This window comes from Simiaoa sp., from assembly GCF_051972595.1.
Lineage (GTDB): Bacteria > Bacillota > Clostridia > Lachnospirales > Lachnospiraceae > Acetatifactor > Acetatifactor hominis.
The window spans coordinates 60,860-84,123 of sequence record NZ_JBOKRY010000007.1; the positions used below are offsets into that span (position 1 = coordinate 60,860).

The following is a 23,264-nucleotide window of genomic DNA, read 5'->3' on the forward strand; positions in this document are numbered from 1 at the left end:
AGTGAGATTATGACTAAGACGATTGAAAACTTTTTACGATATGTGAAGATCGATACCCAGTCCAGTGAAGAGAGCACCACGACCCCCAGCACCATGAAGCAGCATGACCTGGCAGGTCTGCTTGTCAGTGAACTGGAGACTATGGGCGCCACAGAGATCACTTATGATCGGGAGCACTGCTATGTCTATGCCACCGTTCCGGCATCCGCAGGCTGCGAGAATGCACCGGTGCTTGGATTTATTGCCCATATGGATACTTCTCCCGCAGTGACGGATACCAATGTGAAGCCCCGGATCGTGGAGAATTATGACGGAAAAGATATCGTACTGAATGCAGCAGAGAACATCATTATGAAGACAGCGGATTTCCCGGAGCTGTTAAATTATGTGGGGAAAGATTTGATCGTGACAGACGGAACGACTCTGCTTGGCGCAGATGACAAGGCAGGAGTTGCCGAGATCATGACTATGGCGGAAGATTTGTTAAAACATCCGGAGAAAAAGCATGGCAAGATCCGCATTGGTTTTACCCCGGATGAGGAAGTCGGTGCCGGAGCGGATCATTTTGATGTGAAGCTGTTCGGAGCGGATTATGCGTATACCGTAGACGGTGGCGCATTGGGCGAATTGGAATATGAGAACTTCAATGCTGCCGGAGCGAAGCTTCATGTCTATGGCAGAAGTGTACATCCCGGTTCCGCCAAGGGCAAAATGAAAAACGCCATCCTGATCGCACAGGAGTTCCAGAAGCTGCTGCCGGTGGAGCAGAATCCAATGTATACCGAAGGCTATGAGGGCTTCTTCCATCTGGATGCCATAAGCGGCAATGTGGAGGAGGTTACTGCCGACTATATTATCCGTGATCATAACAGACAGCTGTTTGAACAGAAAAAAGAGCTGTTTTTGTCCTGTGCGGATTTCCTGAACCGGAAGTATGGGGAAGGCACCGCCATAGTGGATATGAAAGATTCTTATTATAATATGCGGGAGATCATGGAGCAGCACATGCACCTGATCGACAATGCGAAAGCAGCCATGGAAGAGCTGGGAATCGAACCCAAGGTATCTCCCATCCGCGGCGGTACCGACGGCGCCAGACTGTCCTTCATGGGGCTGCCCTGCCCGAACCTGTGCACCGGCGGAGAAAATTATCACGGAAGATATGAGTATGCCTGTGTACAGTCCATGGAAAAGACGACCGGACTTTTGATCGCCATTGCGGCAAAATACGCAGACAGATAATAGATACCGATGTTTAGAAAGGCAATATTTTTTATATGACAAATGTAACACAAATGAACGAAACCGACAGACAGTATTATTTTATGGAGAAAGCCTCCGGTTATGTGGCAAAGCTTGGAGAAGAACTGGGCAGAAAGCCTACCTGCTGTGTGACTACCTTCGGGTGTCAAATGAACGCCAGGGACTCGGAAAAACTGGTGGGAATTCTGGAAAAAGTCGGCTATGAGATCATTGAGGATGAGAATGCGGACTTTGTGATCTATAATACCTGTACGGTGAGAGATAACGCTAATCAGCGTGTCTACGGAAGACTGGGAGTATTAAACGGCTACAAGAGGAAAAATCCTCACATGAAGATCGCATTGTGCGGTTGTATGATGCAGGAGCCTTCCGTGATCGAGAAGATCAAAAACAGTTACCGCTTCGTGGATCTGATCTTCGGAACTCATAATATTTTCAAATTCGCAGAGCTGTTATGCTCCCTGTTTGAAAATGAGGGAATGGTCATTGATATCTGGAAGGATACGGACAAGATCGTGGAAGATCTGCCGGTGGAGAGAAAGTATTCTTTCAAGTCAGGTATCAATATTATGTTCGGCTGCAATAATTTCTGCAGCTACTGTATTGTACCTTATGTCCGTGGCAGGGAGCGCAGCCGTAATCCGAAGGATATCATCCGTGAGATCGAGGGACTGGTGGCAGATGGCGTTGTGGAGATCATGCTGCTGGGACAGAATGTAAATTCCTACGGTAAAAATCTGGAAGAGCCCATTACCTTTGCGCAGCTTTTGCAGGAAGTAGAAAAAATCGAGGGATTGGAGAGGATCCGTTTCATGACTTCCCACCCCAAGGATCTGTCGGATGAGCTGATCGAGGTGATGAAGCATTCCAAGAAGATCTGCAGACACCTCCATCTTCCTTTGCAGTCCGGTTCCACGAAGATATTAAAAGCAATGAACCGTCGTTATACTAAGGAACAGTATCTGGAACTGGCGGAGAAGATCCGTAAGGAGATTCCGGATATGGCGATCACTACGGATATTATCGTAGGATTCCCCGGAGAGACGAAGGAAGACGTAGACGAGACCATCGATGTGATCCGTCGCGTAAAATACGACAATGCCTTTACCTTTATCTATTCCAAACGAACCGGAACACCGGCTGCAACCATGGAGCAGGTGCCGGAGGAACTGGTAAAGGAGCAGTTTGACCGGGTGCTTAAGACCGTGCAGGAGACAGCAAGGGAACAGGTATCCAGGTATCAGGGACAGATCTGCGATGTGCTGGTAGAAGAGATCAATGAAAATGACAGTTCCTTAGTGACCGGAAGAATGTCAAATAATACGCTGGTACATTTTCCGGGAGATGCATCACTGGTGGGAAAGCTTGTGAATGTTTCACTGGATGGATGTCATGGATTTTACTATATGGGACATATGGTTCAGTCATGACTCTGATGATCCTAAGGTCTTTCACCTACCTATGAGCAAGCTCATGTGGGCTTAGACCTTTTGACCCTGGCATCATAGATATGACAGACGAATAAATTGTAAAAGGAAATCAAAATGGAAGAACAAGAGAAGGTAAAAAGAATAGAACTGGAACAGAACATGTCCTGGAAAATGTATCAGATTCTGACGATAACGGCGTGCACCGCAAATCTGATCGGAACAATCTGCAATTTCTGTATTCACGGTACGAAACTGCCGACCATAATCTGCGGGATATGCCTGCTGATGATCGTGATCATCGGCATTGCCGGATGGACTACGAAAAAGGTGCAAATACCGGCGGTCTTGATCATATTACTACTTGTATGGTTTGAATTTCCTTATTTGTATTATTGCTACGGGGATGCCTCTATCGTATATCTGGTCCTGGGGGTCGTTGGACTGGCGATATTTTTCCCGAGAAATGTGGTGATCGTTTCTTTTACGGTCACACTGCTGGAATATCTGGTGATCATGATGAGCAGCTTTGAACGGCCTTCCGTATGGAGAAATATGGATGAAGCGGGTAAAATCGGAACTACGCTTGGCTCCTTTGTTATTGTGGGAGTGTCTGTATTTGCCATGATATTTGAATTGCTCAGAAGATACGAGGAACAACGAAAGCAATTGCTGAGTCTGAGTGAAAATCTGAACTTTGCAGCGAACCATGATCCTCTGACCAGGCTGTATAACCGGCGCTATCTTGTAAATCAGGTGAATGAATGGATATGCAAGCCGGGCAAGAACTTCTGGATCGTATTGATGGATGTAGATGATTTCAAGGCAGTCAATGATACCTATGGGCATGGATACGGTGATGATGTACTGCGGGAGGCCGGCAGACTGATGCTGGAAGAAATGCAGGGAAAAGGAATCGCGTCCCGGTTCGGCGGCGAGGAGTTTATGCTGGTGTTTGAACAGGATGATCGGGAACAAGTGTTACATTCATTCCGGAATATCCAGGAAGGCTTAAGGAGATATTCCCAGAATACCAGACAGACGGATATTACCATCAGCGGTGGAATGGAGCGTTATGAGGCTGATAAACAGCTGGATCTATTGTTTACCTCTGTGGACCGGAAATTATATACTGCCAAAAATAACGGTAAAAACCGTATGGTAGAATAGGTTTAAAATAATAAAAAAGTCTTGCAAAGCTTAAAAAATAGAGCTATGATAAGACCCGTGTGATTTTATAAAAATTTTATAATTTCACACGGTTTTTTTATTGAGGAGATTATATTGAGGAGAATGTTATGGAAAAATTGAAACCGAAGCTTTTCTCTGTGATGAAAAGCTACACGAAAGAACAGTTTGTAAAAGATGTGATCGCAGGTATCATTGTAGCAATCATTGCCCTGCCCTTATCCATTGCACTTGCACTGGCTTCCGGAGTAACGCCTGAAAAAGGTATTTACACCGCCATTACGGCAGGCTTTGTGATCTCTTTCTTAGGTGGCAGCCGTGTACAGATCGCAGGCCCTACTGCGGCATTTGCCACTATTGTTGCAGGAATTGTAGCGAAGAACGGGATGGACGGTCTGATCATAGCGACATTGTTAGCGGGTGTGATCCTGATCCTGATGGGTTTCTTACGACTTGGCAATCTGATCAAGTTTATACCCTATACGATCACCACCGGTTTTACTTCCGGTATTGCTGTGACAATCTTTATCGGACAGATCAAGGACTTCCTGGGACTGACCATTGTCAGCGAAGAGCCACTGATCGAGACCATGGATAAACTGAAAGCAGTATTTCAGTTCATCTCCACCACAAATTTGCAGGCACTGCTTGTAGGTGTGATCAGTCTCCTGATCCTGATCCTGTGGCAGTATCTGCCGGGATTTTGCAAGAAGATTCCCCCTTCTCTGATCGCGGTACTGGTGGGAAGTGCCATGGTAGCACTGCTTAACATGAATGTTAATACAATTGGAGATCTGTATGAGATTTCCAATAAGCTTCCGTCAATTTCTCTGCCCGCTTTCAGCCTGAAAACGGTACAGAACGTCCTGCCGGATGCTTTTACCATCGCGATTCTGGCGGCCATTGAGTCATTGCTTTCCTGCGTGGTAGCGGACAGTATGGTGAACAGCAGACATCGTTCCAATATGGAACTGATCGCCCAGGGTGCCGGCAACATTACTTCTGCATTGTTCGGCGGAATCCCCGCCACCGGTGCCATCGCAAGAACTGCTGCCAATGTGAAAAACGGCGGACGAACCCCTATTGCCGGTATGGTGCATTCCGTGACTCTTTTGTTGATTCTGGTAGTACTGATGCCTTATGCGGCACTGATCCCCATGCCCACCATTGCAGCTATTCTGTTCATGGTGGCTTACAATATGTGCGACTGGCGTAAATTTGTAGGTCTGTGCAAGACCGCACCCAAGAGTGACATTATCGTTCTGGTGACCACATTTGTACTGACTGTTGTATTCGATCTGGTAGTAGCGATTGAAGTAGGTATTTTATTGGCAGCCATTCTGTTCATGAAGCGTATGAGCGATGTGACGGAAGTGGAAGGCTGGAAATACGTGGATGAGGATGATGATGCGGACAGCCTGTCCTTAAGAGTCGTACCTCACAACACCATGGTCTACGAAGTGAGTGGTCCTTTATTCTTCGGTGCAGCGGACAAGATCCTGAAGATCACATTAGATGAGAAGATGAACTGCCTGGTACTGCGTATGCGCAGCGTGAGCGCCATCGACGCCACGGCCATGCATAATCTGGAGCAGTTATATGCAGACTGTAAGAAGAAAAACATCCAGATCATTCTGTCCCATGTAGGGGAACAGCCCATGCATGTCATGGAGAAGAGCGGATTCCTAGATAAGGTGGGCAGAGAAAATGTCTGTGCCCATATTGATGATGCACTGGAACGTGCAGCAAAGCTGCAGTAAGTGTGAAAAACTATCATTTTTCATAGGGGTTCTTTAATTTACAACCTCAATATTTTGTGCTAAGATAGATGCGGATACGCAAGCTTTTGCGTGTCCGCTTTGTCGTGGATCCTTTTTACAGAACAGGAGAAGATCATGGCTGAATTGACACCAATGATGCAAAAATATATGGAGACCAAGGAGCAGTATAAGGACTGCATCCTTTTTTATCGTCTGGGAGATTTCTATGAAATGTTTTTCGACGATGCGCTGGTGGCTTCCAAAGAACTGGAGATCACACTGACGGGAAAAAGCTGTGGCCTGGAGGAACGTGCGCCCATGTGCGGTATTCCTTACCATGCCGTGGAAGGCTATCTGTCCAAACTGGTAAGCCGCGGCTATAAAGTAGCTATCTGTGAACAGGTGGAGGATCCGAAGCTTGCCAAGGGACTGGTGAAGAGGGAAGTGATCCGTGTGGTGACACCCGGTACCAACTTAAACGTACAATCACTGGAAGCCGGCAAAAATAATTATCTGCTGAGCATCGCCTATACTTCGGACGGTATCGGTATCTCCGCTGCAGATGTAACTACCGGTGATTATTATGTGACGGAAGTTGAAGATCTGAAAAAATTAAATGATGAACTGATGAAGTACGAACCTTCTGAGATCATCTGCAACGAGGCATTTTTAGTCAGTGGCTTTGATGTGAATGACTTAAAGTCCCGCTTACATATCTCCGTCAATGCGCTGGAATCCCATATGTTCGATGATGACGGGTGCAGACGGATCCTTATGAAGCATTTTAAGGTAAATACGCTGATCGGACTTGGCGTCGAAGAATTCCCTACGGGACTTTTAGCGGCGGGAGCACTGTTGCAGTATCTGTATGATACACAGAAGACGGATCTGGAGCATTTTACCCATATTTATCCCTATCTTACCAGCAAATATATGCTGCTGGACAGTTCCACCAGAAGAAATCTGGAACTGACGGAGACCCTCAGAGAGAAGCAGAAGAGAGGTTCACTTTTGTGGGTGTTAGACAAGACGAAGACTGCCATGGGCGCCAGGCTTCTGCGCAATTATATTGAACAGCCATTGATTGAGAAGGATGAGATGGAGAAACGTCTGGATGCTATCCAGGAGCTGAATCAGGACTCTATCTCCAGGGATGAGATCCGGGAATACTTAAATCCCATCTACGATCTGGAGCGACTGCTCAGTAAGGTGACTTATAAGACTGCAAATCCCAGAGATCTGATCGCATTTCGGAATTCCCTGGAGATGCTGCCGCCTATTAAGACGGTGTTGTCTGCATTTGAAAAAGATGAACTTGTGGAAATCCGGGAGCAGATTGACGGACTGGAGGACATCTATCAGCTGATCGATGAAGCGATCATTGAAGAACCGCCGATCTCCATAAGGGAAGGTGGAATGATCAAAGATGGGTTCGATGAGACCATAGACAGACTGCGAAGCGCCAAGCATGACGGAAAACAGTGGCTGGCACAGTTAGAGGAAGAAGACAGAGAACGTACCGGGATCAAGAATCTGAAGATCAAATATAACAAAGTATTCGGTTATTATTTCGAGGTGACCAATTCTTACAAGGATCTGGTGCCGGAGGACTATATCCGCAAGCAGACTCTGGCAAATGCGGAACGATATACCACACCGCGGTTGAAAGAATTGGAGGACACTATCTTAAATGCGGAGGACAAGCTCCAGACGCTGGAATATGATGTGTTCTGCAGAATAAGGGATACCATTGCTCAGGAACTGGTCCGCATCCAGAACACCGCGAAAGCGATTGCAAAGCTGGATGTGTATGCGTCCCTGTCGTTGGTTTCGGAGCGCAATCATTATGTACGTCCGAAGTTAAATGAAAAGGGTGTTATTGACATCAAGGACGGAAGACACCCTGTGGTGGAACAGATGATCACCAATGATATGTTTATTGCCAATGACACTTATCTGGATAATGGCAGTCATTGTATCAGCGTCATTACCGGTCCCAATATGGCAGGTAAGTCCACATACATGCGTCAGACGGCACTGATCGTACTGATGGCGCAGATCGGGTGCTTCGTCCCTGCCAGAACCGCTAATATCGGTATTGTAGACCGGATCTTTACCCGTGTGGGAGCTTCGGATGATCTGGCCAGCGGTCAGTCCACTTTCATGGTGGAGATGAATGAGGTGGCGAATATCTTACGGAATGCCACTTCCAAGAGCCTTCTGATCTTAGACGAGATCGGAAGAGGTACTTCCACTTTTGACGGACTGAGCATTGCCTGGGCAGTGATCGAACATATCAGCAACCGCAAGCTTTTAGGAGCCAAGACGCTGTTCGCCACCCATTACCATGAGCTGACCGAGCTGGAAGGCAAAATGAATAATGTGAACAACTATTGCATTGCTGTGAAGGAATGTGGCGACGATATCGTGTTCTTACGTAAGATTGTAAAGGGCGGTGCGGACAAGAGCTACGGCATCCAGGTAGCAAAGTTGGCAGGAGTGCCGGATATGGTCATTGACCGTGCCAAGGAGATCGTGGAACAGCTGTCGGACAATGATATTACGGAAAAGGTGCAGAGCATCGCTATCGATAATAAAAACGATGGCAAGGCAAAAAAACAGCCCAAATACGATGAGGTGGATCTGGCACAGATGTCTCTGTTCGACACTGTGACGGATGAGGATATTCTGAAGGAACTGATGGAGATTGAGGTGACGACGCTGACCCCGTTAGATGCACTGAACACCCTGTACCGGTTACAGAATAAGCTAAAGAACCGCTGGAACGGTTAGTTATAAGGGAAAGGCATAGGTAGATATATGGGAATACATGTACTGGACTCCCGGACGATCGATAGGATCGCTGCCGGTGAGGTGGTAGAACGACCTGCCAGTGTGGTGAAAGAGCTGGTGGAAAATGCCATAGATGCCGGTTCCACGGCGATTACGGTAGAGGCAAAAGAAGGTGGTATTGAGTTCATCCGTGTGACGGATAACGGCTGCGGCATTGAACGGGAACAGCTTCCCACAGCGTTTCTGCGGCATGCCACCAGCAAAATCGAAGATGCGGATGATCTGAACCATATCGCAAGCCTTGGCTTCCGTGGTGAGGCTCTGTCCAGTATCGCGGCGGTGTCCCGTGTGGAGATCATCACCAAGAGAAAGGAAAATCTCACCGGAACCCGCATGGTGTTAGAGGGGGCAAAGGAACAGTCCATCGATGAGATCGGCGCACCGGACGGTACCACATTTCTCATGAGGAATCTGTTCTTCAATACGCCGGTCCGCCGGAAATTTTTAAAACAGCCTGCCACGGAGGGCAGTTATATCACGGATCTGATGGAACATCTGGCACTGTCCAGACCGGATATCTCTTTCAAATTCGTACTGGGGAATCAGACCAGATTCCATACCTCCGGAAATGGTGATCTGCGGGAAGTCATCTACCGGATCTACGGCAGAGAGATCGCTGCACAGCTGGTACCGATCCAGATGGAAGAAAACGGCATTAAGGTAGAGGGATATTTGGGAAAACCGGTGCTGGTACGTTCCAACCGCAATTTTGAGATCTATTTTATCAACGGTCGCTTTATCCGCAGCGGTGTGATCGCTAAAGCTATTGAAGAAGGTTATAAGCAGTATCTGATGCAGCATAAATTCCCGTTGTGCGTGCTGCATATTACGATGGATACGGAGACCGTGGATGTGAACGTACATCCCTCCAAAATGGATGTACGGTTCTCCGATGGCATGGCATTTGCCAGAATGCTGAGCGAGAATATAGCAACAACCCTGCGGAACCGGGAAATGATCCCGGATGCTTCCTTAGAGGATGAAAAATCCATTCAGAAAAAGGAGCAGGAAGACAGAAAAGCTTCCTGGAAGGAGCATACGCCGGAGGTGTTCGAGAAAAAAAGAGAAGAAAGCTACCGCGTCATGGAGGCTGCCAAATACGAGGCAGTACCGAAAGACCGGAGGGAATTTATACAGAAGCCGATCTGGCAGGAGGCACATGCAGGCATACAGACCAGTATCCGTAAACCGGAGTCTATAAGTGCGCGGACAGAGGAACCAAACCCGGTAACCGCAGCAACGCCTGAAACGAAAGAGGATGATTTCTTCGTGGAGGCAGCACCGCTGGAGCCAAGGGCTGAGACTTCATCAGAGCCTGTTATCTGCCCGGAGACCGCTGAGGTGATCGAGCCGAAGGAAGATAGTCCTGCGCAGACACAGCCGGAAGATAAGGAACCTGAGGTGAAGGCTGTTCAGCAGATGAATCTGTTTGAAGAGAAACTGTTATCTGTGCAGAATCGCAGCCGCTACCGTATCATCGGACAGGTCTTCGATACCTACTGGTTGATCCAGTTCAAGGATAAGCTGTTCATCATTGACCAGCATGCAGCCCATGAGAAGGTGAAATACGAACGCCTGATGAAGCAGTTCCATGAAAAAAGTGTGATATCCCAGCGCCTGATGCCGCCCATCATTGTAAGTCTCACGGGACAGGAGGAAAGCATTCTTCACACCTATGAGGATGCCTTTTCACAGCTTGGATTTGAGATCGAAGCCTTCGGCGGCAACGAATATGCCCTGCGCAGTGTTCCGGTGGACCTCTACGGGTGCAGCGAGAGAGAACTGTTTTTAGCGGTGCTTGATGAACTGTCCCAGGAGACCGGCAACCGCGGAAGCTTCCAGGTCATCGAGGAGAAGATTGCATCCATGTCCTGCAAGGCAGCTGTTAAAGGTAACAACCGATTAAGCCTTCAGGAGGCGGATCAGCTGATCGATGAACTTCTGACACTGGATAACCCCTACAACTGTCCCCACGGCAGACCTACCATCATTGCCATGACGGAGACTGACCTGGAGAAGAAATTTAAGAGGATTGTATAATGCGTTTACTGATCAAACAACGAGTATTTTCCTGGACAGATTCTTATGACGTCTATGACGAAAATGAAAATGCAAAATATTTTGTAAAGGCGGAGTTTTTTTCCTTAGGACATCAGCTGCATGTATATGACAGAAACAATCGTGAACTGGGTGTTATCAGACAGCGGCTGTTGACCCTGCTCCCGGCATTTGAAATCGAAATTAACGGACAGATAAGGGGCGAGATCCGCAAGCAGTTCTCCTTTTTCAAGCCAAGGTACGAGATCGATTACAACGGCTGGCGCGTGGAGGGAGATTTTCTGGGATGGGATTACGATGTGTACAGCGGATGCAGCAGTATCATTCATATCTCTAAGGAACTGTTCCGTTGGGGAGATACCTACACGATTAACTTTGCTGATCCGAAGGATGAACTGGAAGGGCTGATGTTAGTCATCGCCATTGATGCGGCAAACTGCACCCAGAATAATAATGGATAATGTGTAAGGAAGAAGAATTATGTCGGTAACACAATCTATAAAAAGACCGCTGGTCGTACTGACCGGTCCCACCGCAGCAGGCAAGACGAAATTGTCCATTGCGTTGGCAAAAACCATAGACGGAGAGATTCTTTCGGCAGATTCCATGCAGGTATATAAACATATGGATATCGGTTCCGCCAAGATCCGCCCGGAGGAAATGCAGGGAGTGCCCCATCATCTGATCGATATATTGGAGCCGTGGGAAGAATTTAATGTGGTGGTATTCCAAAAACGGTGTCTGGAATGCATGGAACAGATCTATGACAGGGGACATATTCCCATTCTGGTGGGAGGCACCGGGTTCTATATTCAGGCGGTACTTCGGGGGATTGATTTTACAGAGAACGAAGAGAATACTGAATATCGGGAAAAAATGGAACAGCTTGCGAAAGAAAAGGGACCGGAAGTACTACATGACATGCTCAGAAAAATTGATCCGGTTTCAGCAGATAACATTCATGCAAACAATATCAAGCGAACCATCCGTGCACTGGAATATTATGAATTTACCGGGGAACCGATCTCTACTCATAATGAACGAGAAAAAGAACGGACGAGTCCATATAATTTCAGCTATTTTGTCCTGACGGATGACAGAGAAAAGCTGTATGCGCGGATCGAAAACCGCATTGATGAAATGCTGTCGGAAGGACTGGTGGAAGAAGTCAGAAGCCTGAAAACAAAAGGCTGTCACAGAGGAATGGTATCCATGCAGGGACTGGGGTACAAAGAGATCCTGGAGTACCTGGACGGAGAATGCAGCCTGGAGGAAGCGGTGTATACTCTGAAGCGGGACACCAGGCATTTTGCCAAGAGACAGCTGACCTGGTTCCGCAGGGAGAACGAAGTTACCTGGCTGGATAAACAGCAATTTGACTATGACGAAGAGAAAATTTTAGAATATATGATAAAGGAATTAGGAGAAAAAGGGATCTATGAAAAACAGCAATAACAGTAATGAAGAAATGTATCTTTCCATGGGGATCAGTAAGACGGTATATGACTATGGATGTGCCATTGAGAAAAGTCTGCGGGAGCGTTTTGACGAGGTGGACCGGAATGCGGAGTATAATCAGCTAAAGGTGGTAAAAGCCATGCAACAGCATCAGGTAAGTGAAGCCTGCCTGCTGGGTACTACCGGCTACGGATATAATGACCTGGGAAGAGATACTCTGGAAGCAGTATATGCAGCAACCTTCCATACGGAGGATGCCCTGGTGCGTCCCCAGATCACCTGCGGTACCCACGCACTGGCACTGGCTCTGATGAGCAACTTAAGACCCGGAGACGAGCTGTTGTCCCCCGTAGGCAAGCCGTATGATACTTTGGAGGAAGTCATTGGCATCCGCCCTTCGAAGGGGTCTCTGGCAGAATACGGTGTAACTTATCGCCAGGTAGACCTGCTGCCGGACGGAAGCTTTGATTATGATAAGATCCGTGAAAACATTAATGACAAGACCCATCTGGTAACGATCCAGAGATCCAAGGGATATCAGACCAGACCGACCCTGTCGGTACAGCAGATCGGTGACCTGATCGCTTTTATCAAAGGTATCAAGCCGGATGTGATCTGCATGGTGGATAACTGCTACGGAGAATTCGTGGAGACGATAGAACCCTCCGATGTGGGTGCGGATATGATCGTGGGATCCCTCATCAAAAATCCCGGCGGCGGACTGGCTCCCATCGGCGGTTATATCGCCGGTAAAAAGGAATGCGTGGAAAATGCGGCATACCGGCTGACTTCCCCGGGACTCGGTAAGGAAGTAGGAGCATCTCTTGGCATTCTGAAGGATTTTTATCAGGGATTTTTCCTGGCGCCTACCGTGACGGCTGGTGCATTAAAGGGAGCGATCTTTGCAGCAAATATCTATGAAAAATTAGGCTTTGCGGTAGTACCGAACGGTACAGAGAGCAGACATGATATTATCCAGGCTGTAACGTTTGGACAGCCGGAAGGCGTCATCGGCTTCTGTCAGGGAATCCAGGCAGCGGCTCCGGTAGACAGCCATGTGACGCCGGAACCCTGGGATATGCCGGGATATGATGCACAGGTCATCATGGCGGCAGGGGCATTTGTATCCGGATCCTCCATTGAACTGTCAGCAGACGGTCCCATTAAGCCTCCCTATGCCGTATATTTTCAGGGTGGACTGACCTGGCAGCATGCCAAGTTCGGCATTCTGAAATCCCTGCAGGCGTTGCTTAAGAAGGGAATCGTGACAGAAGAACAGATAAGGCTGGCAATATAGAACCTGCCAGGGAATACGAATCCTGTAGAAAAAGCGCAAAATAAAATCCACTAAATTTGTGTACAGAAGAAGCTTTTTGTGATAGTATAAAAAGACGTATGGAAGATGGGACTTATGGGGAGACCCGGACGGATACAGAGAGTACACAAGAAAAGAAAGAAGAGGAAATGCCTTGAAGAGAATTAATTGGGTATTGATTGTCCTGGTACTGATCGGATTTGTGATCGGTAGATTTATAGGAACTTATTTTGACGGTACTTTTCTGAATTACGGACAGAATTTTGGACTCAGCAGCCCGGTTGAACTGAATCTCGGTTTTATCATTCTTACCTTCGGACTGGAGTTTAACATTACCATTGCCAGCGTGATCGGTGTGATCATTGCTTTTGTGGTATACCGTTTTATCCGTTAGAGAACATACGTCGGAGAAGGCAGAAGGAGACTTATGCCTGCAAAATTAACACAACATGTAACGGATTTACAGCTGCCTTATGAGAGATTCTTAAACTTCGGACCGGAGAACCTTACGGAAGCGGAGCTTCTGGCAGTTATCCTGCGAACCGGAACCAAAGACTCTTCCGCATTGGAACTGGCGGAGAAGGTTCTGGCACTGGCAAAATATCCCAGGGAGGGACTTTTGGGCCTACACGACGTAAGCGTGGAGGAACTGACACAGATTCGTGGGATCGGCGTAGTGAAAGCAGTGAAATTAAAATGCATCGCCGAATTATCCAATCGTATGAGCCGGGCGAGAGCAAGCACCGGGATCTGTTTTACCAGAGCGGATATGGTGGCGGAATATTTCATGGAGAAGCTGCGCCATAAGGATACAGAGTGTGTATATCTGCTCTGCCTGGATGCAAAAGGACAGCTGATCCGGGAGAAAAAACTGTCGGACGGCTGTGTGAACATGGCACTGATATCTCCCAGAGAGATATTTTTAGAAGCATTGAAAGACAAAGCGGTGAATATTATCCTTGTGCATAATCATCCAAGCGGTGATCCAACGCCCAGCAGAGCGGACAGAGAACTTACCGACAACGTGGCCGGAGCGGGAGAACAGATGGATATTCCCCTGTTAGACCACATTATTATCGGGGATAACAGGTATACTAGCTTTAAAGAACAAAAATTATTGAGATGATAGAAGAAAGGAAAACGACAGTGGCAAACAACGCATTCGGTATCGACCTCGGTACCAACAACATAAAGATCTATAATCGCAATGATGACAACATTATGATCGAGAAGAATATGATTGCCATCGAGAATAAGAATACTTTATTTGCTTACGGCAACTCCGCATTTGAAATGTATGAGAAGGCTCCCGGCAATATTCATATTTCTTATCCACTTTCCAACGGAGTGATCGCAGACATTAAGAATATGGAGACGCTGGTGAAGTATTTTATCGGAGATCTGCAAAAAGGCAATACCAAGCCTTCCGATTTCTTCATTGCGGTGCCGACGGATGTTACCGAGGTGGAGAAGAGAGCTTTCTACGATCTGATCAAGGGTGCCAATGTGAAGGCGAAGAAGATCATGGTAGTGGAAAAGGCAGTTGCGGACGGTCTGGGACTGGATATCGATGTGAAAAATTCCCAGGGTGTGCTGGTGGTAAATGTCGGTTATGAGACCACGGAGATCTCCATCCTGTCTTTGGGCGGTATCGTATTAAGCCGTCTGATCAAGGTGGGAGGTATGAAATTCGACGATGCCATCCGTGCGGCGGTCAGAAGAGAATTCTCACTGATCATCGGTGGCAAGACCGCGGAGAATGTGAAGATTGCTCTGAAAGAACTGGAAGAAGAGGGTAAGGGTGCCATTGTATACGGCAGAGATATTGTAACCGGTCTTCCGGTAGAACGTGAGATTCCCACGAAAATGGTGGACGAGTCCTTGGAAGAGCATTTCAACACGATCATTGATAACGTAAAAGTAATCTTAGAGAGGACTCCTCCCGAACTGGCAGCGGATATTTATCGTCACGGCATTTATCTGACCGGCGGCGCATCCCAGGTGAGCCATTTAGCGGAGAGACTGGCAACTGGTACCGGATTGCACGTTAATGTGGCAGAGAATCCTCTGACCAGCGTGGCAACGGGACTTGCCAAGATCATCAAGGATGATAACTATAAAACTGTAGCTTACGCAATTGAAGGGATGAGTAAATGAGCCCAGTCGTAAAAAGAAAAGGGGAGAGGTTTACTTTACCGAGTAAATATCTCCTTTTTATTTTAACTATCCTGTGTACTGTTATGATGTTGGTGACCTTCGGGACCAATGTGTTTAACCGCCCGTTTAACCGTGTGGTGGGATATGTGATCGTTCCCTTTGAACAGGGTATCGCCAAGGCGGGAGAATGGTTATCGAACCGTTCGGATGAACTGGTGCAGATCCGCACGCTTTTAGCGGAGAACAGCGCCCTGAAGGAACAGGTGGCATCCCTCACGGAGGAGAACACCCTGCTGCAGCAGGATAAATATGAACTGAATGAATTAAGAGGCTTATTGGAGCTGGATGAGGAATACGGAGATTACAATAAGATCGGAGCCAGGATCATCAGCAGAGATTCCGGGAACTGGTATTCCTCCTTTGTCATCGACAAGGGTTCCAATGACGGACTTGCAGATGATATGAATGTGATCGCCGGAGGCGGACTGGTAGGACGGATTACCTCTGTGGGACCGAACTGGTCCAGGGTGACATCGATCATTTCCGATAATTCCAATGTCAGCGGTATGACACTGGCAACAGGGGATAATCTTATTGTATCCGGAGATTTACAGCTGATGGCGCAGGGAGTGATCTCTTTCAGCAAGCTGGTGGACAGTCAGGATGCGGTCGCAGAGGGAGATAAGGTCGTAACCTCCGATATCAGTGACAAATATCTGCCCAATATCCTGATCGGTTATATCAGCACCATCAACAAAGATACAAATAATCTGACCAAATCCGGATATCTGACTCCGGTGGTGGATTTTGAACATCTGAGCGAAGTGCTTGTCATTACAGACAAAAAGCAGCAGGTTCCGGGAGGAGGCACAGATGGAGAATAACAGCAGTATTCTACGCAAGATCGTGGTCGTGTTACTGATCCTTGTATTCTTTATCCTGCAGTGCAGTGTGTTTAACAGTCTGGCGTTAGGTGGCATCATTCCCAATCTGATGATCATTCTGACTTCTTCTTTCGGATTCATGAGAGGGGAGAAGGCGGGACTTCTGATCGGGTTTGCCTGTGGGCTTTTATGTGATATTTTTTTTGGCAGTTTTCTTGGATTTTATGCCATGGTCATGATGTACATAGGCTTTGTGAACGGAAAATTCTGCCGGATCTTTTATCCGGAAGACATCAAACTGCCACTGGCACTGATCGTCGTAAGTGATATTTCTTATGGATTAATTTGCTATATTCTGATGTTCCTGTTGAGAGGGCGTTTTTATTTCCCGTATTATTTTACCAAAGTGATCCTTCCGGAGGCACTTTACACTATCGTTGTTACGATTATTTTGTATCCTCTGATTTTGAAGATCAATCAGAAGCTGGAGGAGAAGGAAAAAAGGAGCGCACAGAAATTTGTTTCGTGAAATCAAAGATCACATTATAAATATTGTGACCAGCAGACTGACAGTGTTGGCGATTTTATTTGTTTTTTTCGCCGGAGTGCTTGTTTATCGCTGTTTTAATCTGCAGATCGTAAACGGTAAAGAATATCTGAATGATTTTATTCTCCAAATTGAGAAGACCAGAGATATTTCCAGTACCAGAGGCCGTATTTTAGACCGCAACGGCAATGTCCTTGCGGAAAATGAGCTGGCGTACTCCGTGAAGATCGAGGATGTATTTGAATCCAGCCGGAATAAGAATGCCAAGGTGAACGATGTAGTATATCGTCTGATCAAACTGATCGAGAAAAACGGGGACAGTGTGATCACAGATTTTAAGATTGTGATCGATGAGGACGGTGATTTCACTTATTCGGTGGATGGTACGGCGCTGCTCCGTTTCCAAGCGGACGTACTTGGATACAAGACCGTCGACAAGCTGTCAGAGGAAGAAAAGGCCATGACTGCCCAGGAGCTGATGGAATACTTAAGCCGTGCCAAGGGCTTTGCCATCGGTCAGTACGAGGATCCTGAGGACAATAAGACTGTCTTTGTACCCGGAAAGGGTTATACGAAGGAAGAGTGGCTGCAGATGGTGACCATCCGGTATGCCATGAATCTGACCTCTTTCCGTAAATACGTGGGAACCACTGTGGCGACCAATGTCAGTGAGGAGACGGTAGCCGTCATCATGGAGAATTCCGACCAGTTAGACGGTGTCTCCATTGTGGAAGACACGGTGAGACATTATATAGACAGTAAATATTTTGCACATGTGCTGGGATATACCGGCAAGATTTCTTCCGATGAACTGACGGAATTAAACGCGCAGGTCGTAGCGGAAGGCGGAAGTGAAGACTCGTATACTATCAATGATGTGGTAGGTAAGAGCGGTATGGAAGCCTATATGGAGACAACGCTGCAGGGTACCAAGGGCAGTGAGAAAGTGGTGGTAGATGTTACCGGTAAGGTGATCACCATTTTGGAACGTAAGGAGGCACAGCCGGGAGCAGATGTCTACCTGAGCATAGACAAGGATCTTACAGAAGCGGTTTATAATATTGTGGAGCAGAAGCTTGCCGGTCTGGTAGCCAGCAAGATCATCAATGCCAAAGAGTTTAATCTGCCGGAAAATGCGAAAAGCTCTTCCATCAAGATACCCATCTACGATGTGTATTTTGCCATGATCAATAACAATATTCTGAACAGAAAGCACTTTGAAGCAGAGGACGCAAAAGAGACGGAGCAGGCTGTATACGCAGCTTATCTGGAATATAAACAGGGTGTTTACGATAAACTGACATACGAACTTACGGACGGGGCAACACCGTACAATAAACTATCCAAGGAGTATCAGGTCTACCAGAGCAATATTGTGAGCCTACTTAGGGAGAATGGCGTGATCATGAAAGAACTGGTGGATGATAACGATGCCACACAGAATGCCTGGGCAAAGGAAGAGGTCATCTCTTTGAAGGAATACCTTCAGTATTGCATTGCTATGAACTGGATCGATGTCAGCAAGCTGGAACTGAATGATAAATATTCCGATTCCGCAGAGGTGTATGACAAACTGTTGGATTACATCATTGATGAGGTGGACCATACATCGGAATTTCAAAAACGTTTTTATAAATATATGTTGTTAAATGATAAGATCACCGGCAGACAGATCTGCATGCTCTTATGCGAACAACAGGTGGTGGATATTCCTGCGGAAGATGAGGAAGCTCTGTATTCCGGAAAAATGTCGGCATATCAGTTCATGATGAACCGGATCAATAATCTGGAGATCACACCGGCACAGCTGGCGCTGGATCCCTGCAATGCCTCTGTGGTAATTACGGATGTCAATACGGGTGACGTGCTTGCCATGGTATCTTACCCCGGCTATGACAACAATAAAATGGCCAATACCGTGGATGCGGAATACTATGCGCAGCTGAATGCGGACAAGTCCAGCCCTCAGCTGAATTTTGCCACACAATACAAGGCAGCGCCCGGATCTACATTCAAGATAGTGTCTGCTACGGCAGGGCTGATGGAGAATGTGATCAATCTGCAGACCAAAGTGAACTGTGTCGGAACCTTTACTGAGATCACACCATCTCCCAGATGCTGGAGGATCTCCGGACATGGTTATGAGAATGTAACATCAGCCATCAAAGATTCCTGTAACTATTTCTTCTACAATGTCGGCTATCAACTGGCTACAAGAAGTGGAACTTATAATGAGGAAGAAGGTCTGGATACTTTAAGTAAATATGCGGATCTGTATGGATTGACGGATAAGTCCGGCGTGGAGATTGGCGAATATGCTCCGGATGTGTCTACCAAGGACCCGGTACGTTCCGCTATCGGACAGGGCAGCAACAGCTATACGACGGTAGGACTCGCCAGATATGTTACTACCATTGCCAACAGCGGTACCTGCTATAATCTGACCCTTTTAGATAAGACCACAGATTCCCAGGGGAATCTGCTGAAGGAATATCATGCAGAGGTGCGGAATCAGATCGATCTGCCGCAGGAATACTGGAATGCTTTCCATCTGGGAATGCGTCAGGTGGTGGAGAATAAAAAATATTTCAGCGATCTGGCGGTAAATGTGGCAGGTAAGACCGGTACGGCAGAGCAGACCGCGTCCAGACCAAACCACGCGCTGTTTATCTGTTATGCACCGTATGAGAATCCGGAGATCGCTATTGCGACCAGAATTCCCTTCGGATATTCTTCCGACTATGCGGCACAGTTCACCAGAGACATTATTAAGTATTATTACGGACTGGCAGAAGAGGATGATCTGATCACCGGTACGGCAGATGCACTGGATAATGCGGTATCGAACGAGATGTAATCCTATTCGCAAAAGGAAAGCTTCAAAGAAGCGATTATGCGAATGTGGGACTCCGGATAGATAAATTAAAAAGACAGGTATAGAACATGAAAGATGCAGTATTGATTAAAAGTTTTCCAAATGGTATTACGCTTTTGATGAGAGAGAATGCTTCCATGGAGGAAATTTTACAGGAACTTACGGTAAAATTTACAGAAGCAAGGAATTTTTTCGGAAGCTCCACCATGGCACTGTCTATGGAGGGGCGGAAGGTTACAGAAGCAGAAGAAATTCTGATTTTGGATACCATCCGCGTGAACAGCAATGTCAGGATCGCCTGTATTGTCGGACATGATGACGATACCAATAAAAATTTCATCAAGGCACTTCAACATATGGATAAAAAGCTGTCCGGTACGGAAGGAGGACAATTCTATAAAGGAACTCTGAAGAACCGGGAAGTGATCGAGACGGAGAACAGCATTGTGGTGCTGGGGGATGTCTATCCGGGAAGTGCAGTGTTTTCTGCAGGCAACATTATCATTCTGGGAGGCCTGTATGGCGAAGCTTATGCCGGAGGAGACGGCAGAGAAGATGCCTATATCGTAGCGCTTGAAATGGAGCCGGAAAGATTAAAAATCGGCGATTTCAAATATAAAACCAATGCGAAACAGTTGAAATGGGGAATACACCCCAAAGTACAACCGAAAATTGCACACCTGAAGGGTGGGAAGATCGTATTTGATCCCCTTACAAAAGAATTACTGGGTGCCTTTTAACAGGATCCAGGGGACGACAAAATAAAACAGGAGGAATCCAATATGGAACAAAATGTTTCCACGGAGAAGAAAAGCTCCGAAGTCATTGTCGTCACTTCAGGAAAAGGCGGTGTAGGTAAGACCACTACATCTGCAAATGTCGGAACAGGTCTTGCAAAGGCGGGCTGTAAAGTCTGCCTCATCGATACGGATATCGGACTGCGCAATCTCGATGTTGTCATGGGACTGGAGAACCGTATCGTATATAATCTGGTGGATGTGGTAGAAGGTAACTGCCGCATCAAGCAGGCATTGATTCGTGATAAGAGACATCCCGGACTCTATCTGATGCCTTCGGCACAGACCAGAGACAAAAGCGCGGTCACCCCGGGGCAGATGGTGAAGGTCATAGACCACCTGCGGGAACAGTTTGATTATATTATTTTAGACTGCCCTGCGGGAATCGAACAGGGATTCCAGAATGCCATCGCCGGAGCGGACCGGGCGTTAGTCGTAACCACGCCGGAGGTATCTGCTATCCGGGATGCAGATCGTATCATAGGACTGTTGGAAGCCAACGGATTCAAACAGATGGATCTGGTGATCAACAGACTGCGTATGGATATGGTGCGCCGGGGAGATATGATGTCTGCGGATGATGTGGTGGATATTCTTGCGATACCTCTCATCGGAATCATTCCGGATGATGAAAACGTGGTGATCGCCACGAATCAGGGAGAACCGCTTGTAGGGAATGATACACCGGCGGGAAAAGCATATTACAATGTGGTGGAACGTCTGCGAGGAAGAGAAATTCCTTTCCTGGACTTCGAAAAAGGTATGTCTTTCTGGACAAAAGTAACCGGTATTTTTCGAAAAGTATAGGAAGGGGACGGATGAATATGAAACATTTTTTTCGCAGGAAAAGTTCCTGCCAGGTGGCAAAGGACCGGTTGAAAATTCTGTTGATATCCGACAGGGTAAACTGTTCGCCGGAGATGATGGAACTGATCAAGGCAGATATTACCAAAGTGATCTCCAAGTATATGCGCATTGACACAGACCATATGGAGATTGAGATACAGGCGAAGGGCAATAATAAAGGCGGACGGAATAAAACTCCCAGCCTGATTGCCAATATACCGATCCTGGATCTGCAGAAAAATGCAAAAATGCCATGAATACATAAGAAACAGAAAGGCTGATAAATGTTTAAGAATTATAGATTACGGGATTATGATTTTAAATTGATCATATTGGTGCTTGCACTGTCGGTCGTCGGAATACTGACGATCGGCAGCGCCGAACCGGCACAGCAGAACAAGCAGATTGCCGGTGTGGCAGTCGGATTGGTTATCATGATCGTCCTTTCTTTTTTTAATTATTCCATTCTGCTGAAGCTATACTGGCTGATGTATATTGGCAATCTTGTCCTGTTAGGACTGGTCATTTTGATGGGCGAAGAAGGCAACGGAGCACAGAGATGGCTGAAGATCGGCGGACTGCAATTTCAACCTTCGGAACTTGCAAAAATTTTATTGATTTTATTCTTTGCACAGTTTATTATGAAATATAAGGAGAAGCTGAACACCTTCCGTGTGATCGCTCTGATCGCGGTACTTATGGGAGTTCCCTGGATCATGGTAAAGGAACAGCCGGCACTGTCTACAAGTATTGTACTGATCTTTATTTTCTGCGTGATTCTGTACACCGGCGGCATCAGTTATAAACTGATCTTCGGAGCTTTGGCGGTAGCCGTTCCGGTTATCATTATCCTGGTATCACTGGCGATGCGGCCGGACAGTACCATATTGGAGACCTATCAGAGAAATCGTATTCTTGCCTTTGTGAATCCGGAGGAATATTCCACGGATCTGGCATACCAGCAGCTGAATTCCGTAACGGCCATCGGCTCGGGGGAACTGAACGGCAAGGGCTATAAAAATAACGAGATCACATCGGTGAAAAACGGCAATTTCCTGTCAGAAGCGGAAACCGATTTCATATTTGCGGTAATCGGGGAAGAGTTCGGATTTAAGGGAAGTATAGCGGTTATTATTCTACTGCTTTTCACGGCGATGGAATGCATATCCATTGCATCAAAAGCAAAGGATATTGCAGGAACCATTATCGCCGCGTCTATGGGAGGCCTGATCGCCTTCCAGAGCTTTGTAAATATCGGAGTTGCAACATTTATTCTTCCGAACACAGGACTTCCGCTGCCTTTTGTCAGTTATGGACTGACATCCTTACTCAGTCTGTATATTGGTATGGGAGTTGTAATGAATGTACGGCTTCAAGCGAAAAAAGGTTAAAGAAAGTCTAAAGATAGAAGAGAAGAAGGGGTATAGAGTATGAACATTGCACTGATCGCACATGATGCCAAAAAGAAATTAATGCAGAACTTCTGCATTGCTTATCGGGGAATCCTGAGCAAAAATGAATTGTACGCTACCGGAACTACCGGAAGGCTGATCGAAGAGGTTACCAATCTTAACGTTCACAAATATCTGGCGGGTCATCTGGGCGGTGAGCAGCAGATTGGTGCACAGATCGAACACAATGAGATCGATCTGGTAATCTTTCTGCGGGATCCGCTGGCGCCGAAGGCACATGAACCGGATGTGAGTAATGTAATGCGTCTCTGTGATATGCATAATATCCCACTGGCAACGAATCTTGCCAGCGCAGAACTGTTGATCAAGTCCTTAGACAGAGGAGATTTAGAGTGGCGTGAGATGTACAAATAAATTTCGTATG

At 46.8% G+C, this 23,264-nt stretch carries 20 protein-coding genes; all 20 read left to right on the forward strand.

Annotated features, from left to right (window positions below):
- Nucleotides 1–9 precede the first annotated feature (9 nt).
- The 20 genes from pepT to mgsA all read left to right on the forward strand — a co-directional run bounded on the left by pepT (nt 10) and on the right by mgsA (nt 23,254).
- Entirely contained in the window at nt 10–1,242 is a 1,233-nt protein-coding gene (pepT, locus tag ACTRDR_RS04270) for a peptidase T (protein ID WP_440526275.1), read from the forward strand.
- A gap of 35 nt (nt 1,243–1,277) precedes the next feature.
- Complete coding sequence (gene miaB / locus ACTRDR_RS04275) at nt 1,278–2,693, forward strand: tRNA (N6-isopentenyl adenosine(37)-C2)-methylthiotransferase MiaB (protein ID WP_440526276.1); 1,416 nt, start codon at nt 1,278–1,280, stop codon at nt 2,691–2,693.
- A gap of 114 nt (nt 2,694–2,807) precedes the next feature.
- A complete protein-coding gene (locus tag ACTRDR_RS04280; protein ID WP_440526277.1) occupies nt 2,808–3,860 on the forward strand; it encodes a GGDEF domain-containing protein in 1,053 nt (350 codons plus the stop codon).
- 128 nt (nt 3,861–3,988) lie between these two features.
- Nucleotides 3,989–5,638 carry a SulP family inorganic anion transporter gene (locus ACTRDR_RS04285; protein ID WP_440526278.1) on the forward strand — a complete coding sequence of 550 codons (1,650 nt, stop codon included), beginning with the start codon at nt 3,989–3,991 and terminating at the stop codon, nt 5,636–5,638.
- A 135-nt stretch (nt 5,639–5,773) separates the two neighbouring features.
- Nucleotides 5,774–8,431, forward strand: a complete 2,658-nt coding sequence (gene mutS / locus ACTRDR_RS04290) for a DNA mismatch repair protein MutS (protein WP_176863233.1) — start codon at nt 5,774–5,776, stop codon at nt 8,429–8,431.
- Nucleotides 8,432–8,458: 27 nt separating this feature from the next.
- Entirely contained in the window at nt 8,459–10,531 is a 2,073-nt protein-coding gene (gene mutL, locus ACTRDR_RS04295) for a DNA mismatch repair endonuclease MutL (RefSeq protein ID WP_440526279.1), read from the forward strand.
- Nucleotides 10,531–11,010, forward strand: coding sequence for an LURP-one-related family protein (locus ACTRDR_RS04300; protein ID WP_176863228.1), 480 nt, complete (start codon nt 10,531–10,533; stop codon nt 11,008–11,010). The genes mutL and ACTRDR_RS04300 overlap by 1 nt, the downstream gene beginning before the upstream one ends.
- A 37-nt stretch (nt 11,011–11,047) precedes the next feature.
- Complete coding sequence (miaA, locus tag ACTRDR_RS04305; protein ID WP_440526306.1) at nt 11,048–12,004, forward strand: tRNA (adenosine(37)-N6)-dimethylallyltransferase MiaA; 957 nt, start codon at nt 11,048–11,050, stop codon at nt 12,002–12,004.
- A complete protein-coding gene (locus tag ACTRDR_RS04310) occupies nt 11,988–13,304 on the forward strand; it encodes a methionine gamma-lyase family protein (RefSeq protein ID WP_176863226.1) in 1,317 nt (438 codons plus the stop codon). The genes miaA and ACTRDR_RS04310 overlap by 17 nt, the downstream gene beginning before the upstream one ends.
- 172 nt (nt 13,305–13,476) lie before the next feature.
- Entirely contained in the window at nt 13,477–13,716 is a 240-nt protein-coding gene (locus ACTRDR_RS04315; RefSeq protein WP_022312493.1) for a DUF4321 domain-containing protein, read from the forward strand.
- 33 nt (nt 13,717–13,749) lie between these two features.
- Nucleotides 13,750–14,448, forward strand: coding sequence for a RadC family protein (gene radC / locus ACTRDR_RS04320; RefSeq protein WP_176863224.1), 699 nt, complete (start codon nt 13,750–13,752; stop codon nt 14,446–14,448).
- 20 nt (nt 14,449–14,468) lie between these two features.
- Nucleotides 14,469–15,479: a rod shape-determining protein MreB gene (gene mreB / locus ACTRDR_RS04325; protein ID WP_176863222.1), complete on the forward strand. Its 1,011-nt coding sequence runs from the start codon at nt 14,469–14,471 to the stop codon at nt 15,477–15,479.
- Nucleotides 15,476–16,363, forward strand: a complete 888-nt coding sequence (gene mreC, locus ACTRDR_RS04330) for a rod shape-determining protein MreC (protein WP_440526280.1) — start codon at nt 15,476–15,478, stop codon at nt 16,361–16,363. Before mreB ends, mreC begins: the two co-directional genes overlap by 4 nt.
- Nucleotides 16,353–16,892 (forward strand): rod shape-determining protein MreD, encoded by a 540-nt coding sequence (mreD, locus tag ACTRDR_RS04335; protein WP_440526281.1) that lies wholly within the window; start codon nt 16,353–16,355, stop codon nt 16,890–16,892. The genes mreC and mreD overlap by 11 nt, the downstream gene beginning before the upstream one ends.
- Nucleotides 16,882–19,767 (forward strand): penicillin-binding transpeptidase domain-containing protein, encoded by a 2,886-nt coding sequence (locus ACTRDR_RS04340; RefSeq protein ID WP_176863218.1) that lies wholly within the window; start codon nt 16,882–16,884, stop codon nt 19,765–19,767. The genes mreD and ACTRDR_RS04340 overlap by 11 nt, the downstream gene beginning before the upstream one ends.
- A gap of 86 nt (nt 19,768–19,853) precedes the next feature.
- The gene (locus ACTRDR_RS04345; protein WP_440526282.1) at nt 19,854–20,525 is read left to right on the forward strand and encodes a septum site-determining protein MinC; all 672 of its coding nucleotides are present in this window, start codon (nt 19,854–19,856) and stop codon (nt 20,523–20,525) included.
- Between the two features lie 42 nt (nt 20,526–20,567).
- A complete protein-coding gene (minD, locus tag ACTRDR_RS04350; protein ID WP_176863214.1) occupies nt 20,568–21,389 on the forward strand; it encodes a septum site-determining protein MinD in 822 nt (273 codons plus the stop codon).
- A gap of 11 nt (nt 21,390–21,400) precedes the next feature.
- Nucleotides 21,401–21,685, forward strand: coding sequence for a cell division topological specificity factor MinE (minE, locus tag ACTRDR_RS04355; RefSeq protein WP_176863212.1), 285 nt, complete (start codon nt 21,401–21,403; stop codon nt 21,683–21,685).
- A 27-nt stretch (nt 21,686–21,712) separates the two neighbouring features.
- Nucleotides 21,713–22,819 carry an FtsW/RodA/SpoVE family cell cycle protein gene (locus ACTRDR_RS04360; protein ID WP_176863210.1) on the forward strand — a complete coding sequence of 369 codons (1,107 nt, stop codon included), beginning with the start codon at nt 21,713–21,715 and terminating at the stop codon, nt 22,817–22,819.
- Between the two features lie 39 nt (nt 22,820–22,858).
- On the forward strand, nt 22,859–23,254 hold the full coding sequence (mgsA, locus tag ACTRDR_RS04365) for a methylglyoxal synthase (RefSeq protein ID WP_022154416.1): 396 nt from the start codon (nt 22,859–22,861) through the stop codon (nt 23,252–23,254).
- Nucleotides 23,255–23,264: the final 10 nt, after the last annotated feature.